This is a genomic window from Salipaludibacillus agaradhaerens (genome assembly GCF_002019735.1).
Taxonomy (GTDB): domain Bacteria; phylum Bacillota; class Bacilli; order Bacillales; family Salisediminibacteriaceae; genus Salipaludibacillus; species Salipaludibacillus agaradhaerens.
Map to the genome: position 1 here is coordinate 3,720,495 of NZ_KV917378.1, position 16,709 is coordinate 3,737,203.

At 37.2% G+C, this 16,709-nt stretch carries 18 protein-coding genes; 13 read left to right on the forward strand and 5 right to left on the reverse strand.

Going from position 1 to position 16,709, the window contains the following annotated elements:
• Window positions 1-28 precede the first annotated feature (28 nt).
• Window positions 29-1,018, forward strand: coding sequence for a 2-hydroxyacid dehydrogenase (locus tag BK581_RS17050; RefSeq protein ID WP_245829126.1), 990 nt, complete (start codon window positions 29-31; stop codon window positions 1,016-1,018).
• A 144-nt stretch (window positions 1,019-1,162) separates the two neighbouring features.
• Entirely contained in the window at window positions 1,163-1,972 is an 810-nt protein-coding gene (locus tag BK581_RS17055) for a nucleotidyltransferase domain-containing protein (protein ID WP_078579302.1), read from the forward strand.
• A gap of 69 nt (window positions 1,973-2,041) precedes the next feature.
• On the opposite strand, the gene BK581_RS17060 is transcribed toward BK581_RS17055, so the two are convergent.
• Window positions 2,042-2,278 carry a NifU family protein gene (locus BK581_RS17060; protein ID WP_013172111.1) on the reverse strand — a complete coding sequence of 79 codons (237 nt, stop codon included), beginning with the start codon at window positions 2,276-2,278 and terminating at the stop codon, window positions 2,042-2,044.
• A 320-nt stretch (window positions 2,279-2,598) separates the two neighbouring features.
• On the opposite strand from BK581_RS17060, the gene BK581_RS17065 reads away from it, so the two are divergent.
• The gene (locus BK581_RS17065; protein WP_211273966.1) at window positions 2,599-2,916 is read left to right on the forward strand and encodes a YuzD family protein; all 318 of its coding nucleotides are present in this window, start codon (window positions 2,599-2,601) and stop codon (window positions 2,914-2,916) included.
• A 54-nt stretch (window positions 2,917-2,970) separates the two neighbouring features.
• Here the strand turns inward: BK581_RS17065 and BK581_RS17070 are convergent, their stop codons facing one another.
• Entirely contained in the window at window positions 2,971-4,038 is a 1,068-nt protein-coding gene (locus BK581_RS17070; protein ID WP_078579304.1) for an NAD(P)/FAD-dependent oxidoreductase, read from the reverse strand.
• A gap of 452 nt (window positions 4,039-4,490) precedes the next feature.
• On the opposite strand from BK581_RS17070, the gene BK581_RS17075 reads away from it, so the two are divergent.
• Window positions 4,491-4,727, forward strand: a complete 237-nt coding sequence (locus tag BK581_RS17075) for a YuzB family protein (RefSeq protein ID WP_078579305.1) — start codon at window positions 4,491-4,493, stop codon at window positions 4,725-4,727.
• A 109-nt stretch (window positions 4,728-4,836) separates the two neighbouring features.
• Window positions 4,837-5,076 (forward strand): hypothetical protein, encoded by a 240-nt coding sequence (locus BK581_RS17080; RefSeq protein WP_078579306.1) that lies wholly within the window; start codon window positions 4,837-4,839, stop codon window positions 5,074-5,076.
• Between the two features lie 53 nt (window positions 5,077-5,129).
• Here the strand turns inward: BK581_RS17080 and mqnE are convergent, their stop codons facing one another.
• Window positions 5,130-6,224, reverse strand: a complete 1,095-nt coding sequence (mqnE, locus tag BK581_RS17085) for an aminofutalosine synthase MqnE (RefSeq protein ID WP_078579308.1) — start codon at window positions 6,222-6,224, stop codon at window positions 5,130-5,132.
• 324 nt (window positions 6,225-6,548) lie between these two features.
• On the opposite strand from mqnE, the gene BK581_RS17090 reads away from it, so the two are divergent.
• The gene (locus tag BK581_RS17090; RefSeq protein WP_078579309.1) at window positions 6,549-6,899 is read left to right on the forward strand and encodes a HesB/IscA family protein; all 351 of its coding nucleotides are present in this window, start codon (window positions 6,549-6,551) and stop codon (window positions 6,897-6,899) included.
• Between the two features lie 231 nt (window positions 6,900-7,130).
• Here the strand turns inward: BK581_RS17090 and BK581_RS17095 are convergent, their stop codons facing one another.
• Complete coding sequence (locus BK581_RS17095) at window positions 7,131-8,126, reverse strand: NAD(P)/FAD-dependent oxidoreductase (RefSeq protein ID WP_078579310.1); 996 nt, start codon at window positions 8,124-8,126, stop codon at window positions 7,131-7,133.
• 439 nt (window positions 8,127-8,565) lie between these two features.
• Between BK581_RS17095 and BK581_RS17105 the strand changes: the two genes are divergently transcribed.
• The 4 genes from BK581_RS17105 (at window position 8,566) to BK581_RS17115 (ending at window position 12,482) form a co-directional block, all read left to right on the forward strand.
• Window positions 8,566-9,774, forward strand: coding sequence for an NAD(P)/FAD-dependent oxidoreductase (locus tag BK581_RS17105; RefSeq protein WP_078579312.1), 1,209 nt, complete (start codon window positions 8,566-8,568; stop codon window positions 9,772-9,774).
• A gap of 1,160 nt (window positions 9,775-10,934) precedes the next feature.
• Window positions 10,935-11,060 carry a YuiA family protein gene (locus tag BK581_RS20190; RefSeq protein ID WP_169837773.1) on the forward strand — a complete coding sequence of 42 codons (126 nt, stop codon included), beginning with the start codon at window positions 10,935-10,937 and terminating at the stop codon, window positions 11,058-11,060.
• A gap of 281 nt (window positions 11,061-11,341) precedes the next feature.
• Entirely contained in the window at window positions 11,342-11,662 is a 321-nt protein-coding gene (locus BK581_RS17110; RefSeq protein ID WP_078579313.1) for a YuiB family protein, read from the forward strand.
• Between the two features lie 157 nt (window positions 11,663-11,819).
• Window positions 11,820-12,482, forward strand: a complete 663-nt coding sequence (locus tag BK581_RS17115; protein ID WP_245829129.1) for a 3D domain-containing protein — start codon at window positions 11,820-11,822, stop codon at window positions 12,480-12,482.
• A gap of 115 nt (window positions 12,483-12,597) precedes the next feature.
• Here BK581_RS17115 and BK581_RS17120 read toward each other — a convergent pair whose 3' ends face one another.
• Window positions 12,598-13,074, reverse strand: coding sequence for a divergent PAP2 family protein (locus tag BK581_RS17120; protein WP_078579314.1), 477 nt, complete (start codon window positions 13,072-13,074; stop codon window positions 12,598-12,600).
• A gap of 548 nt (window positions 13,075-13,622) precedes the next feature.
• On the opposite strand from BK581_RS17120, the gene BK581_RS17125 reads away from it, so the two are divergent.
• From BK581_RS17125 to BK581_RS17135, 3 genes are all read left to right on the forward strand, one after another.
• Window positions 13,623-14,186: a TRAP transporter small permease gene (locus BK581_RS17125; protein WP_078579315.1), complete on the forward strand. Its 564-nt coding sequence runs from the start codon at window positions 13,623-13,625 to the stop codon at window positions 14,184-14,186.
• 68 nt (window positions 14,187-14,254) lie between these two features.
• Window positions 14,255-15,529 carry a TRAP transporter large permease gene (locus tag BK581_RS17130; RefSeq protein WP_078579316.1) on the forward strand — a complete coding sequence of 425 codons (1,275 nt, stop codon included), beginning with the start codon at window positions 14,255-14,257 and terminating at the stop codon, window positions 15,527-15,529.
• Window positions 15,530-15,564: 35 nt separating this feature from the next.
• Window positions 15,565-16,629 carry a DctP family TRAP transporter solute-binding subunit gene (locus BK581_RS17135; RefSeq protein ID WP_078579317.1) on the forward strand — a complete coding sequence of 355 codons (1,065 nt, stop codon included), beginning with the start codon at window positions 15,565-15,567 and terminating at the stop codon, window positions 16,627-16,629.
• The last annotated feature ends 80 nt before the right edge of the window (window positions 16,630-16,709 follow it).

Genomic DNA, 16,709 nt, shown 5'->3' on the forward strand with positions numbered 1-16,709 from the left:
GGTAATTTGAGTAACGGAAGGAGCTTGAATGATGGAAGAGAAGCCATTTGTATTCGTGACTCGGAAGGTACCTGTATCATCCTTAGCTTTATTAGAGGAGATAGCAGAAGTGGAAGTTTGGCCCAAGGAAGATGAACCGGTGCCCTACGATATTCTAAAAGCGAAGGCGAAAAAAGCGACTGGTTTATTCACGATGCTTTCAGATCGCATTGATGCAGGTTTACTAGCTGAAGCGAAACAGTTAAAAGTTGTAGCAAATTTAGCGGTAGGCTTCGATAATATTGATGTAGAGGCAGCCACAGAACAAGAAGTAGTTGTCTGTCATACACCAGATGTTCTCTCTGACACAACTGCCGATTTAACTTTTGCTTTGTTAATGGCTGTAGCAAGACGTATTGTGGAAGCCGCAGAGTACGTGAAAAAGGGTGATTGGAAAAATTGGGCCCCACTGTTACTTGCCGGTCATGATATTCACCATAAAACAATTGGCATTGTCGGGATGGGCCGAATTGGAACGGCTGTTGCCAAAAGGGCTAAAGGATTTGATATGACCGTCCTGTATCATAATCGTAAAAGGGATTATGAAGGTGAAAGGACAGTTGGGGCAACTTATGTGTCATTTGATGAGCTAGTTTCAAGATCAGATTTTATCGTATGTCTGGCTCCTCTAACAAATGAAACGATTAATTTATTCACGTACGATACCTTTAAACAAATGAAAGAATCGGCTATCGTTGTTAACGTGTCGAGAGGAGCGGTTATAGTTGAAGAAGACCTAGAAAAAGCACTTGAAAATAAATTGATTGCAGGTGCTGGTTTGGATGTATTTAAGGATGAGCCCATAAGTAACGGTCACCCCTTGCTTCGATTTCCAAATGTCGTTGCTTTACCGCATATCGGAAGTGCAAGTAAAGAAACGCGTGAGAAAATGGCTTCCTTGTCTAGTCAACATATTCTCAATGTATTAAAAGGAACGAAGCCTGAAGCTATTGTCAATGATGACGTATGGAAGAAGTAACTGATAGTTAGACATGTGATCGATTAGACGTTATTCCTTTTTCTAATATTTTCATAAAAGCAGTTTTACATATCAGCACCATGAAGTATATTAAAACGCTAAGTTAATCTACATGTTAGTAAATGGAGAAGGTGATTATTAGTTATGAAAAATAACAATTTTGCAAATGGTGGAGAAGTAGAATTAAAGCTTCCAAGCAGGAGAGGTGTTGATTCTAATGGTTTTATTATAAACCCTACCGGCAAAGATAACATTCAGTCTTCAATTAAGCCTGTATTACAGGCCATTGTCAGCTTACTTCAAGAGCTATTTACAGAAAAGGTGCATAGTATCTATGTGTATGGAAGTGTGGGACGGGGAGAGGCAAAAGAAGGATTATCTGATTTAGATTTGACGGTTATTTTACATTCATCTTTAACAGGGGCTGACATTCACATGCTCAATCATGCTACAGACCGGCTACTGCAAGATTTTAAAACGGTTTCGAAAGTAGATTACGACTTGAATTTATATGAAGACGTATTGGCTGAAGAAAATGTGTATGAGCATGGATTTTGGTTGCGTCACATGTGTACGTGCCTGTATGGAGAAGACCTATCCGTACATTTTAAGAGGATGAAGCCAAATGAGAAGATAAGTTTAGCACTTAATAAAAACTTTTTTCAAGTAATGACTCAGTATCGAGAAATACTCTTACAAGAAACGCTATCGGCGTCAAAAAAGAGAACAATTTTAAAACGGATGATCAGAGGAGTATACTTAAAAATTAACGTTCAAGATGAAAGCTGGTCAACTAAAATAACTGAAAATCTTAACATCATCCAGCAATACTTTCCTGATGAACCGCTTTTCCGAGAAGTGGCGCCCATGCTTCATTCTGAAGAGGAGCTGTCACAAGAATCTCTTCTGACAGTAGTTGAATCGTTTTTAAATTGGTATGAAAAGCACAGATAACAGAAAGTTTGTATTTATAACTATTATGATACAAAAAAAGGGCTGCACATGGCAGCCCTTTATCAGTCATTAAAAAACTTGCTCTAATTCAGTTACTCCAGGTACTTCTTCTAAAAGAGCACGTTCGATTCCGGCTTTCAGTGTGATAGTTGAACTTGGACAAGATCCACAAGCTCCCATAAGTCGCACTTTAACAACGCCGTCTTCTACGTCAACAAGTTCAACGTCCCCGCCATCACGAAGTAAAAATGGACGCAATTTATCGAGTACTTCCTGAACTTGTGATTCCATTGTTTCTGTTGTCATATCGAAACACTCCTTTCTTTACAACTATTATAATATCCTTTTTTAAAAAAATCCATGAAGATGATTTATTTTTCCTTAAATAAAAATATAAATACAGGTTATTGTAGTTAAAATACGTTTAAATTTAGGCTTTATCCCACACTTAAGGGGCAGTAAAATCCCCACCTCAAAATTTAAGAAGATCGAAAAGTTTAGGTGGGGGTAAACTGCCCCTAAAGGTCCCATAAGCTAAATTAATAATCAGTGAGTATGAAGGAAATCCCCACTGATTGAAGCTTAGCTTTATGGTACCATTAGAGAGTAAGGGAGTGAGACAGATAATGAAAGAATTAAGGTTGACCGTTTACGGTGCAGAAGTAAAATGCCCAAGCTGTATAAACCTTCCAAGTGCAATAGAAACAAAGGAATGGTTGGAAGCAGCTGTTAAGAGAAAATTTCCTGAAACGACGATACATTTTGTATATTGTGATATTTTTAAACCAACCACCACGGAAGAAAAAATTTTTTCAGAAAAAATTCAAAACGAAGACTATTTTTACCCTCTCGTTGTCATTAATAACGAGGTGGTAGCTGAAGGTAACCCTAAGCTACGAGCCGTTTTTGAAAAAATTGAAGCTGAGTTAAATTATTCTAAGTAGCACTACAAAACCAGAGCAGCTCTTTTAAGAGAAGCCCTGATTGACTAAGTGATTTTAACCAGAGTGGTGTTTATACATCCACAGAACACCAGATTTTAAAACACGAGGAACCCTGCCGGTTAACGACTTTTCTCCCATTAAGCCAAAACCATGTTTTTTTCCGAGAGAACCAAGGACCCCTTTTAGCTTAATTTTTGGCATTTCCTCTGGATAAGGTTCATTATTCCATTTTTTGTTTAATATCATGGCCACACGTTCTGCTTGGGCTTCTGCTAGCTGAGCACTAGGTGCATGATCGGATGCTGCACAGTCACCAATAACAAAGACATTTGGATAATCGTGCAAATGATGGTACTTTGTCGTGTGGAGCCTTCCCATATAGTCTTTTTCTACGTCTAGTTCTCTCACGATTTTGCTTGCTTGGATACCTGCTGTCCATATAATCGCATCGGCTTCTATCGGGTCGTCATGATTATAAAGAACATGGCGTTCCACCTTTGTTATATTTGCTCTATTAACGATGGTCACACCATTATTAACTAACCAGTCTGTTACATAATTATACAGCTTTGCAGGAAACATAGATAAAATATTTTCCCCTCTATCAAAGAGTCTAATATCTAAGTCAGGTCTACTTTCTCGTAGCTCACTAGCTAATTCCACACCGCTTAATCCACCACCGACAATACAAACTCTTCCATTTGGTTTCACACTATGGAGCACTTGATAGGTTTTACGAGCACGTCTCATGCTTTGAATACTTAAAGAGTTTTCTTCTGCACCTGGTACACCATGATGTTTGTCTTCGCAACCGAGGCCTATGATTAAATCATCATAGCTGAAGAAACGTCCAGATACTGTTTCTACCTTATTTTCGTCTAAGTGAATATGATTGACTGTTTCAAAAAGTAGTTGTAGACGCACATCATTAGGAAATGATAGTCGCAAATGGCGGTCAGCAACCGTTCCTGCTGCAAGAGCATAAAATTCTGTTTTTAGACTGTGATATGCTTCTTTTTCAATTAAGGTAATCGACACATCTTTGACATTCTGCTCGTTTAAAAGTTTTTGTATGACCCGAAGACCACCGTAACCCCCACCTAAAATAAGTATGTTGCGCACGGGATCAGCCCCTTTCATTCGTGAAAACAGATATAGCAGTAACCTACTACTCATGAGTTCAGTTTACGATGATATGACTTAGTTTAAAAATATTTCTTTAAAAGAAAATTCACAATTGCACAATTAAATTTGCAAGAAAAACATTTTGTATTTGAGGCACATTGAGATCCTCAAATAGCAGTTATTAAACAAAAAGTTGTAGAAGTGTGCTTCACACTTCCTTTTTAGCATTTAATGTGTACATAGAACATAATGTGACAAAATAATGACAATTTAAATATATCAGTTTTCAACAAAATCTACAATGAAAAAATGAAAGCGTTTATAATATTGATATAGTAGTTAACGAACGATTTAATTGACAGAAGGATGTGGAGGCGTTAGGATAATCAACGTACGTATAATGATATTATAAATTTCCACAAAGAGATGTGGAGATTGAGGTGAAAAGTATGAAGCCGATTATAGAATTTTGTATAAGTAATCTTGCTAGTGGTTCCCAAAAAGTGAAAGAAGAGCTGGAGAAAGACCCCGATCTTGATGTCATTGAATATGGATGTCTTAGTTTCTGTGGTCAGTGTGCACGTAGTCGATTTGCCCTCGTTAATGGTGAAGTGGTAACAGGGGATACAAATGACGAGCTCCTTGTGAATATTTACCAATTTTTAGATGATAATCCCATGTTTTAAGTTAAAACATGGTTTGCATATTTGTATCAGTAGATATATCTTATGCCGATAAGGAAATCAGGTTGTCTAATTGATATGTGGTAATAAATAACATTGGGGGATAAGTCAGATGAAACCAATACCATTTGAGAATACGTGGCCTTATGAAAAGCAAATGGGGGATGTCTATTTCACGACCTGTCCTTATTGTTCGGCTGAAAACGTGTTAACGAACCTATCAAACAATGGGCTCACTCGTGCTAAGGAAGGTGTGAAAGTAAGAATAAACTTGCCATGTTGTCATCAGACAATGGTGGTACTGGAAGCTGATGACGATTATTTTTGGACAAATGAATCGCTGAGAAAATAATAGGAGCTGCAATGGACGTTATTTAGTCCCACATTGCAGCTCTAATTTTGTTATCAATACTCTTTAATAATGTTGTAAAATGTATCACGTTCAACAGGCTTTTTATTAGCTCCTTTGATTAGGTGAACGAGTTCCTGACGTGTAAGGCTTTGCGATGTTAAAGCACCAGCTGAGTGGGAGATACGTTCTTCAATTAATGTTCCATGAATATCAGAGCTGCCGAACGTCAGCGCCATTTGAGTTAATTGAGGACCAATATTGATCCAATAAGCTTTAATATGGTCAAAGTTATCGAGCATCAGTCGGCTAATAGCAATTGTACGTAAATCATCATATGCTGATGTTCTCCGCTTTAATCCAGCATTGACACTACGAGGCTGCATAGCTAGTGGGATAAATACCATAAACCCATTTGTCTTATCCTGCAATTGTCTGAGTCTATCCATGTGAATTAATCGTTCCTCTTTAGATTCAATGGAACCATAGAGCATAGTAGCATGTGTTTTTAAACCTAAATCATGTGCGATTTCATGAGCTTCCAACCACTCATACGTAGAGGCTTTGTCTGGGCTCATTTTTTCTCGATAGCGTTCAGTTAAGATTTCAGCACCACCACCCGGTAAGGTGTCAAGACCTGCTTTAATAAGTTCCTGCATAACTTCTCTCATGCTTAAACCAGCATGACGGGCAAAAAATTCTATTTCAGCCCCTGTGTAAGCCTTCACCGTACATTGTGGATAATGCTTTTTCAAAGTACGTACTGTGTTTAAATAATAGTCAAACGGTACATCCGTGTTATGTCCACCAACAATATGAAATTCTTGAATATTGTCATTCCATCGATCTTCAACATACTTTAATAATGCCTCTTCATCCATTGTATAAGCGCCATCTTCACCGGGTTTACGTTTAAACCCACAAAAACTACAGCTAGCTTCACAAACATTGGTTGGATTAATATACATGTTTTCGATGAAATAAACATTCTTTCCATTCTTTTTTTCGTTTGCTTGGTTAGCTAATTGAGCCACAGTTAAGAAGTCAGCTGTGTCATATAGCTTCAAGCCATCTTCTATTGTTAATCGTTCGCCATGTAGTACTTTTTGTTTAATGTCTTCAAGATCGTGATCCAGTAAGATCGTACTCATGTTTGCTCCCACCTTTGTGAAAAATAATAACGTTCTTTCGTTTTATAGCTAAAAATTAATTGAAGTATTAGAAACATGACAGAAATAAGAGTTTAATTCGAACCACGTTCTGTTAATACGTTTGAAAAGGAGAAACGATTGGCATAGTCCATTTCGTTACTCGAAACTCTCTATTATCTTATCATCATTTTAACTAAGCTGCCAAATAGAAGATTTAAGGTAATAACTATTCGCAAAAGAAGTGGGGGAGGTTTAGTTCCTTGAAGCGTTGATTCATAGTCGGTATAATACTAATTAAGATCCTTTAGTAAGGAGGGAGATAACATGTTAACAATAACGGAAGTAGCTGTAGGTCAAGTGAAAACCATGATGGCTGATGATGACGATGCGAAATACCTCAGGATCGGAGTTCAAGGTGGAGGTTGCAGTGGGTTATCATATGTCATGGGATTCGATACAGAAATTAATGAAGAAGATAAACACCTTGAAATTGAAGGGTTAGAAGTTGTCGTTGAAAAAGAAAATATTCCTATGCTTGAAGGGGTAAAAATTGATTATAAACAAAACATGATGGGCGGCGGTTTTACAATCGATAACCCTAACGCCATCGCCAACTGTGGGTGTGGTTCGTCATTTAGAACAGCTAAAAATGCAGGGACACCTGAAGAGTGTTAATGAAAAAACACAGTGTTTTAAAAATTTGAAATTAGCGATAAATTTAGAGGGAAATGCGTTCTTACATTTATCGCAGTCATGCTATAACAATCGCTACCTCCGATAGAAGGAGAACAATCATAAAACATACGGACCATCATGACGTGGCCTCTTAGCGGAATCATCATCTCGTTGAGAGGTCTATTTATTTAAAAAAACAGCCCGTAAGAAACGGACTGTTTTAGAGTTAATTTAGAATAAACTTGAACTATGTCCTGCTATGGCACTAGCAGAAGGATCTACGTAGACTTTTGCACGGTTAACAGCAGTTGGCGCTTCACCGAAGCCACACGCGATGAGTTTCACTTTTCCTTCGTAAGTAGCGATGTCTCCACACGCATAAATACCTTCGATGTTTGTTTCCATATTCGAGTTAACAACAATTGAATTTTTCTCGATGTTCAATCCCCAGTTTTTAATGGGGCCAAGGTTAGATACAAAGCCGTAGTTAACGATGAGAGTATCAATATCAATCTTATGGGTAGCGTCCCCTGTTTTTTCCTTAAGCGTGACTGCCACAATACGGTCACCATCGTGATGAAGTTCACTAATGACATAAGGGGTACGGACAGTGATCTTTTCTGAATTTCTCAATTGTTCTACACTATGCTCATGGGCGCGGAATTTGTCGCGGCGATGAACGATGGTTACTTCCTCAGCAATATCTTCTAGCATTAGCGTCCAGTCGACAGCAGAATCACCACCACCAGCTAGAACAACTCGGTCGCCAGCAAATTTTGTTAAGTCACTTACGAAATAATGAAGGTTTTTGCCTTCAAATTGTTCGGCACCATCAATTTCAAGTCTACGAGGTTTAAAAGCCCCCACCCCAGCAGTAATAATAACTGTTTTTGTATAATGAGTTTCTTTATCAGTCGTAAGCGTGAAAATGTTATCTTCACCTTTTTCTACATTTTCAACTGCCTGTTCAAGAACAATAGTAGGGTTAAACTGCTTAGCTTGCTCTTCAAGTTTATCTACTAGCTCTTGAGCACGTACTTTAGGAAAACCAGCCACATCATATATGTATTTTTCAGGATAAAGTGCAGATAATTGCCCACCGAGCTGGGGCATTGCTTCAATAATTTTTACTTTTGCTTGTCTTAAACCGCTATAAAAAGCAGTAAATAAACCAACGGGGCCACCGCCAATTATCGTAATGTCAAATATATCTTTTTGTTCTGACAAAACTCACACCTCCACATGTGTTTGATATTTTTTCTAGTTTCTTCCCTCTATATTATAATCACAATGAAACAGGAAGGAAAGTAATTAAGACTAAATTTGCCCGAATTTTTAAAATCCTTAATGTGTCTTTTTTGTGTCGCTCTGAGAAAAGTTTTTTTAAATAGAAATCCTTATATATCAAGGTTTTTGCTTTTTTTGTCCACACAAAGTTCGATAATTCGTCATAAAATAGTTGAAAATTATCAGTATAAGCCATATGATGAGAGAGGTAAAACAAACTCTCCATAACGATAGTTATATCCGTTTTCTGAAATTATATGGATTATTTATATCCTGTTACGTGAATTTTATCACAAAGTAAAATGCCAATAAAACTCACGCTTGATATGGCCTTCGGAAGGGAAAAATGGGGAATAAGATTATAATTGGAGTGAGAACTATGAACAGAAAGCCGAAAATAGTTATCTTAGGTGCTGGGTACGGTGGTATGATGACCGCTAGCCGCTTAAAGAAGGCAAATGCTCATCAAGATGCGGACATTACCCTAGTGAATAAGCATAATTATCACTATCAAACAACTTGGCTCCATGAACCAGCTGCAGGTACACTTCATCATGACAGAACGCGAATGAAAATTGATAGTGTTATCGATACTAACAAAATTCAATTTATTAAAGATGCTGTCGTGAAGATCAACAAAGAGGAGAAAAAAGTTGTTCTTGAAAAAAGTGAATTAGATTATGATTATCTTGTCATTGGACTTGGCTCTGAGCCAGAAACATTCGGTATTCCAGGTGTTAAAGAACATGCGTTCTCTATTCGGAGCGTCAACTCTGTACGTTTGATCCGTGAGCATATTGAGTACATGTTTGCAAACTACAATAAGCAAGAAGAAAAGCAAGAGGACTTGCTGACATTTGTTGTCGCTGGTGCTGGCTTTACTGGCATTGAGTTCGTAGGTGAACTTACTGAGCGTATTCCTGAACTTTGTGAAGAGTACGATATCGACCGTAAAAAAGTAAAGATTATTTCCGTTGAAGCGGCGCCAACTGCTCTTCCTGGATTTGATGAAGAACTAGTGGAATACGCAATGAACCATTTAGAGAGTAAAGGGGTTCAGTTCAAAATTAACACACCTATTAAGGAAGTACAGGACGGTGTTGTGTTACTTGCGGACGGAACAGAAATTAAATCTCAAACAATTGTTTGGACAACAGGGATTCGTGGAAGCTCTATCGTTGATGATGCCGGCTTTGAAACCATGCGTGGTCGTGTAAAAGTGGAGAAAGATTTACGCGCTCCAGGTCATGATGATGTTTTCATTATTGGAGACTGTGCGCTTATTATTAATGAAGAAATAAACCGACCGTATCCACCAACAGCACAAATAGCCATTCAACAAGCCTACACCTGTGCGAAAAACTTAAAAGCACTCGTAGCAGGCAAGACAGAGCTTGAAGAGTTTAAACCAGATATAAAAGGAACTGTTGCATCTCTAGGAGGAAAAGAGGCGATCGGTTTAGTCGGGGACAAAAAGATTTATGGTCATTCAGCTTCTGCAGTGAAAAAACTGATCGATAACCGTTATCTCTACATGCTAGGCGGCATGCCACTCGTCCTTAAGAAAGGTAAGTTAAACTTATTTTAAATACTAACTTAGGAAGCTAATCTATCGCTAATGGATTAGCTTCTTTAATTTACTTCTTTTTAATGTAGTTCTCAAAAAAGACAAAGACATATTAAAGTGATGAGACAGTATAATCGTGTTCATAAAGTTTTTAGCTACAGGAGAATATCATAGCCTCATTAAGCTTTTCATGGCTGAATTTATTTTTAAAATCTTAAATTACTAGCAATACGAAAAAGTCAAATTTTCAGTTTAATGATTCTAGTTGAGCCAAAGAAGAGAATACCCGGTTAAAATTGAACTTAGACGGGTTACTAGATGATGTAAAGAAACGTTAAATCTAGATAACACATTAGTGACAAACCAAAAAAGTATAATAATAAAATAGGACAGACTTGTCATTAATAAAAACCTCGGTTTAAATGTCTTTACCTGTAGATAGGACGTCTTGTTAACAATTAAGTCATTAGTGAGAGTAAAATAAGCGGAGATTATTCGGTTAGACACAGCAGAGAGCTCATTTTTGGAAATATAAGAGGAAACTTTCCGATTATCTAAAGCAAAACGATCCATTTCTCGGATTTTTCGGGTCAGTAGCGGAATCTTTCCGTCTATTTAAGCTATTGTCATGACTAATGACTATTTAAGAGGATTTTTTCCGTCTATTACTCAGGGTGGATTCTTAACTTGATCCCCTAATCGGTAAGAGAGGACCCTCACGATCCAAGAGAGGCGGGAATCAGCCTATCAACTGGTTGAACTTCTCTTAGCTTGGCCATCTTAAAAGCGAACGGCGGTCAAATCGAATACAACTTAGCCGTTATTAAAAGGCTACATTTTTGAGACATAGGCTTATTTGAGGCGCTTTCCCGAAGGCATGTCCTCAGCTAACCTGTGCTCGTTAAAACCTCGCAAAAATGGCTCTTCATCTAGAGTTTATTGTATATTATGCTGTTATTACTTTAAAAACATTATCATAATTGACTTCCTAATTTTATCACTTGAAAGTGTTGAAATGAAAAAGAGAGGAAACAATTAATTTAGTATAAAAATGAGAGTATTCTCTTGTTGTTTACGCTTACATGACGAGTTGTTAGAAAATATGACACTTTTAATCAAGCGTTTTTTTTGTTATATTATCAGAAACTTCTGAAAAATCTTTCTTTTGAGGGGGGCTTATGATGATTTTTGAGAAAGAAAAGGTGAAAAGTAAAGATTGTCCTTATTGTACTGGGAAAGGATACTTTCAACTTTTGTTAGGTGGTTCTGAAACATGTAAGCATTGTCATGGCTCAGGCAAAAAATAATGATTATACCTGTGAATGATGCTCCACAGAAACAAATGATAAAACATTTATATGACCTCGGTGAAAAAAAGAGTTCCTTTGTTAATAAATTAAATAATTGACGACGTCTCTAGCACACTGCTAGAGATTTTGTTTTGTTAAAGAGGGATTGGAGAGTGTATGTTGTAGAATAAATGAAGGAATATGGAAATAAGAAAGTACACTTATGACATCTCATTGATTGACGTTAGCTTCACAATTAAGTAAACTAAATTTGACTTGATGGGAGTGAGGAAGATAAAATGCTAAATTTGCCACAGTTAATGATAGCGACTTTATTATATTTTGTACTTTTTTTTGGTATTGGATTTATTCTTAATATGTTATTAAGGTCTACTTGGACGATGGCTATAATTTATCCAGTAGTTATTTTCTTTATGATTAATGATTCTGGATATATAAGTTATTTTACCGAACCGGGTACAGCATTTCCTACATTGGGACATGCCTTTATTTCTTTAACGACAGCAGACATCATTATCCTTACTGCAGGCATGATTGGGGCTATTTTAGCAGGGATAGCAATTCGCATGCTCCGAGTACGTGGTTATCAAATGTTCTAACTCTCCTAGTGAATAGGAGAGTTTTTTAGTAAAGGGATTTATAAGTCTATCTCTTAATTAGTAGTTCCTCGAAAAAAGAAAGGTTGGAGTTAAGGTCTATTAGCCTTTATTGTAAGAAGTGCGTATGATTCTTTCATATTTTGGGGATGCTGTGTTGATGAAAGGTGTGAAAAAAATGGCTTTCATTAAAAAACACTTATTAAGAATAGGTTTTCTTATTTTATTTGCAGGTGCTCTTTTGACGACTTATACGACTATCACAAATATTAGCGTGACTCAGCTTAAAGAATGGTTACAAACAACAACCTTATTTAGTCAAGATGGGACAGTTATGGGTGTAACGACTATGAATCACGAGGAAGAAGCGAATAGTTGGGTTCTTGAAACAGCAGAAGATTGGACGAAATATCCTTCTAAAGAAGTTATCGCAACAGGTTATACAGCAGGAATAGAGTCTACAGGAAAAACAGAAGATCATCCTCAATATGGCATTACTTACTCTGGTGTTGAGGTGAAAAGGGACCTTTACTCTACGATTGCTGCCGATCCGCAGGTTTTTCCGTTAGGAACCATTCTGTTTATACCAGGATATGGATTTGGTGTGGTAGCTGATACAGGTTCAGCCATAAAAGGTGATAAAATTGATTTGTATTATGAAACCGTCGAGGACGTCTACAACCTATGGGGCAAAAAGTCCATAGAAGTGTTTATCGTTGAAGAAGGAAGCGGTCAAATAACCGAAGAAGATTTATTCAAGTTGAATGAAGCAGAAGAAGTGCAAGGTTTTCGAGAGCAAATCGTATCTCGTCAAGCTTCTTAAACTAGCTTTCATGTATAATATAATCTCATTAAAATATGACAATGGAATGGTTGTGCCCCTAGGTGTGGATTCAATGTTGAATCCACACCTAGGGGTGTTGGAGACAAATCACTCGCTAATAGAGAATACCATGAAAAATTAAAGCAATAATGATCCCAAGTAATCCTCCGAAGAAAACCTCAATCGGCTGATGACCGAGTAGCTCCTTTAATTCTTTTCGTTTTTCTTGTTCCTCTTTTTGAGGCCAATGTTTCATTTCAGCAATGGCTTTGTTAAAGTCTGTAACAAGTCGATTAATAACAGTTGCCTGTTCACCTGCATGTCTACGAACTCCTGTGGCATCAAACATGACAATGATACCAAAAATAGCAGATATAGCAAAAAAAGGAGAATCAAACCCGTGTTGTAATCCTATGGCTGTAGCTACAGCTGTCACAGCTCCAGAATGTGAACTAGGCATACCGCCAGTACTTGTAAGCAGTGACCATTCAAACTGTTTCGTTGCGATGAAATTCAAAGGTACTTTAATAAACTGGGCAAATCCGATTGTAAATAGTGCTGTCCACAGGGGGAAATTATAAAATAATTCCATATGATGTCGCAATCCTTCCTTCCTTAGCCTTCATAATACAAACAGGACAAAATCATTTAATTTATAGTGTTAATTATATCACATATTTTCCCTCACCCTCAGTTTTATAAACACCTCTCTAGCGCTAATTTTCTATTGTGAAATATTAACGAATAAAGGAAATATATTCACAAAGGGTCTTGAATAAGAATAAAACATGTTTATTTAAAGAACTGACAGGGTATTTATATGGCCATGACCTATTGTGTTATGTCTTAATCGTGAGTTGTCTTGAGTATTTTTCCATTGGCATTATGTGTTGTCACTTGAGTAGGAAGTATCCCTCAATTCACGTATATTTGTCTGACAATCCGTTTTGAGCTAAAAGTTGGATTGCTATATGATATTAAATAACTCACTTACTGGACATATGTTTAAGAGGGGGAATTACTATATTAATTTAGTGCTAACCACGCATATTATGTTATTTTATCGTATTGAAACGAATATATTATTATTTTAAAAAATAAATTATTGCACTATGACATTGTTAGAGAGGGGGAAAACTATTGGATCAGTCACAGGAAAAAAGGCCAGTTGAGAAAAAAAAGAACCGTGTTTTTAACTTTTTGGATGGGACACTTCATACACTAGAGAAACTTATACTCAGCTGGTCAATTATTATTATATCGGTTATGACTATTGGAAATGTGTTGTCACGGCTAATAACTGGAACGAGCTGGCATTTTGCTGCTGAAATTAGTCGCCTTGCTGTGATTGTAGCAAGTTTTATGGGCATTAGCTATGCAGCTAGGAAAGGCCGTCATATTAGTATGTCAGCACTCTTTGATATATCACCTAAACCGGTAAAAAAAGTATTATCTATCGTTAATCCCTTCATCACGGCACTCGTTCTTTTTACCGTAGGGTATTTTGCTGCTTTGTATACATATGGTATTTATGAAACAGGTCGAACAACAGCTGCGCTAGAATTCCCATTCTGGTTAATGGTTGTGGCTATCCCTGTTGGTTGTTTTATTGGCGGTATCCAGTTCTTAAGGAACATGTGGACGAATATTGTTCATAAAGAAGTGTATATTGCAGAAGAAAAAATAGATTATGATGAACAATAATCCCAACCTCAAGGAGAAAAAGTTAATTATTTTTTAAGATCTTAAATAAAATTGAGAGGAATCTATATATGGTTTGGACACTACTCGGAATTATGGTTATTTTGCTCTTAATGGGGTTTCCAATGATGATTCCTTTAATAGCTGGTCCTTTAATTATTATACTATTTTACATGGATAATTTAGACCCGACTATTATGGTTCAACAAATGGTTGAAGGGATTTCATCATATGTATTAATTGCTGTACCATTATTTATTTTTGCTGCAGATATTATGACTTCAGGAAGAACTTCTCGAAAGTTACTGGATTTTGTTGGCTCCTTCGTTGGACATTTACGGGGAGGTTATGCGATTACGACAGCTGCAGCCTGTACATTGTTTGGTTCTATTTCAGGCTCCACGCAGGCGACCGTTGTAGCGATCGGTAAACCGATGCGAGAACGTTTATTAAAAGTAGGCTATAAGGATTCCAGTGCCATCGCCCTCATAATCAATTCGAGTGATGTAGCGCTACTGATCCCTCCAAGTATCGGTATGATCATTTATGCGCTGGTGTCAGATGCCTCGGTAGGTGATTTATTTATTGCCGGTATTGGGCCAGGTGTATTAATTTTTATTTTCTTTGCTTCTTACGCCTATATTCACGCTAAAGTGTATGATATCCCACTAGCGCCAAAAGTACCATGGAAAGAAAGAGGCGACATCTTCTTAAAGGCGCTACTTCCTTTAGGATTTCCAGTTATTATTATTGGTGGCATCTATACAGGTCAATTTACCCCTACAGAAGCAGCAGGAATTTCAGTTCTATATGCTTTTGTACTAGAAGTGCTTATTTTCCGTTCAATTAAACTAAAAGAAATTCCTAATATTGCGTTGTCTTCAGGAATTGTAACGTCAGCAGTCTTTGTACTTGTTGCTGGTGGGCAGGCCTTTTCTTGGGTCATATCATTCGCTAGAATCCCACAAATGCTTACAGATGCTGTCCTAGGAAATGATCCATCGGCATTATATATCTTGTTTATTGTGGCATTATTTTTCTTTATTGGATGTATGTTTGTAGACCCTATCGTGGTCATATTAATACTAACACCTATTTTTGCCCCAGTAGCAACAATGGCTGGTGTAGATCCTATTCACTTAGGTGTTGTTATTGTATTTCAAGCAGCTTTAGGTTCAGCTACACCGCCGTTTGGGGTAGATATCTTTACTGCAAGTGCTGTTTTTAATAAATCGTATTTAGATGTGATCCGTGGCACACCGCCTTATATTATCATGCTATTAATTGTGTCAGTATTAGTCATTGTTTTTGAAGATATTTCTCTGTTCCTTTTAAGATTATTCTAGTCTTTAAAATAAAAAAATTTGGGGGTATTATAATTATGCTTAAGAAAACAGGCTACTTAGCCGGTGTCTTATCTTTAGGTGTCATCCTTGCAGCTTGCGGCGGTAATGATGAGACTGGTGGCAATGAAAATGGTAACGGAGAAGCTGAACATAACTGGCGTTTCACTGTAGAAGAAACCCAGGGACAAGTACAATATGTTTATGCTCAAGAATTTGCAGAGCTTGTTGAGGAAAAATCAGATGGTGCTATTAATATTGATGTGTTTGAATTTGGTGCCCTTGGTAGTGAAGTAGACCAAGTTGAACAGCTACAACAAGGAATCGTTGAATTTGCAATCATTTCTCCAGGATTTACAGGAACACTTGTGCCTGAAGGGAATATATTTGCCTTGCAATTCTTGTTTGATGATGATCAAGAATTAAATCAGCAAGTTTTAAATGAAAGTGAAGCGATTAATACACATTTAGCGCAAAAATATGAAGAACAGTCTATAATGCCGCTTGCTTTCTGGACAGAAGGTGCCATGCAATGGACTGGAAGCTCAGCTATTCAATCACCGGCTGATTTTGCGGGATTTCAAATGAGAACGCAAGAATCACCATTAATTCTACGTTCTTATGAAGCGTATGGAGCTAATCCAACGGCGATGAGTTGGAGCGAGCTTTACACAGGTCTTCAGCAAGGTGCTGTGGATGGTCAAGAGAATCCATTATTCTTTATTGAGGATGCTGGTTTTCATGAAGTTCAAGATCACTTAACTATTTCTAATCATAATATGTACGTCACCATGACGACAGTAAATACTGATTTTTACAATGATTTAGATGAAGAAACACAATCGATTATCGATGAAGCTATTGAGGAAATGAGAGACCGATCGTTTGAAATCCAAGAAGAACAAAATGGTGAGGCGTTAGAATTAATCGAAAATGCCACAGATACGCCAACTGATGTCTATGAATTATCAGAAGACGAAAGAGAGGAGTTCCGTGAGCTTGCTAGTGAGGCACGTGACTACTTCCGAGAAAATGGTGGGGACGATGCGGAAATGATTTTAGATATGCTTATGGAAGAAATTGAAGAGGCACAAGGGAATTAATATATATAGTGATGACCGAGGATAGTTTATCCCTCGGTCATTTTTCATGTTGCGTCATGGATCGTGAAGAAAGATATATA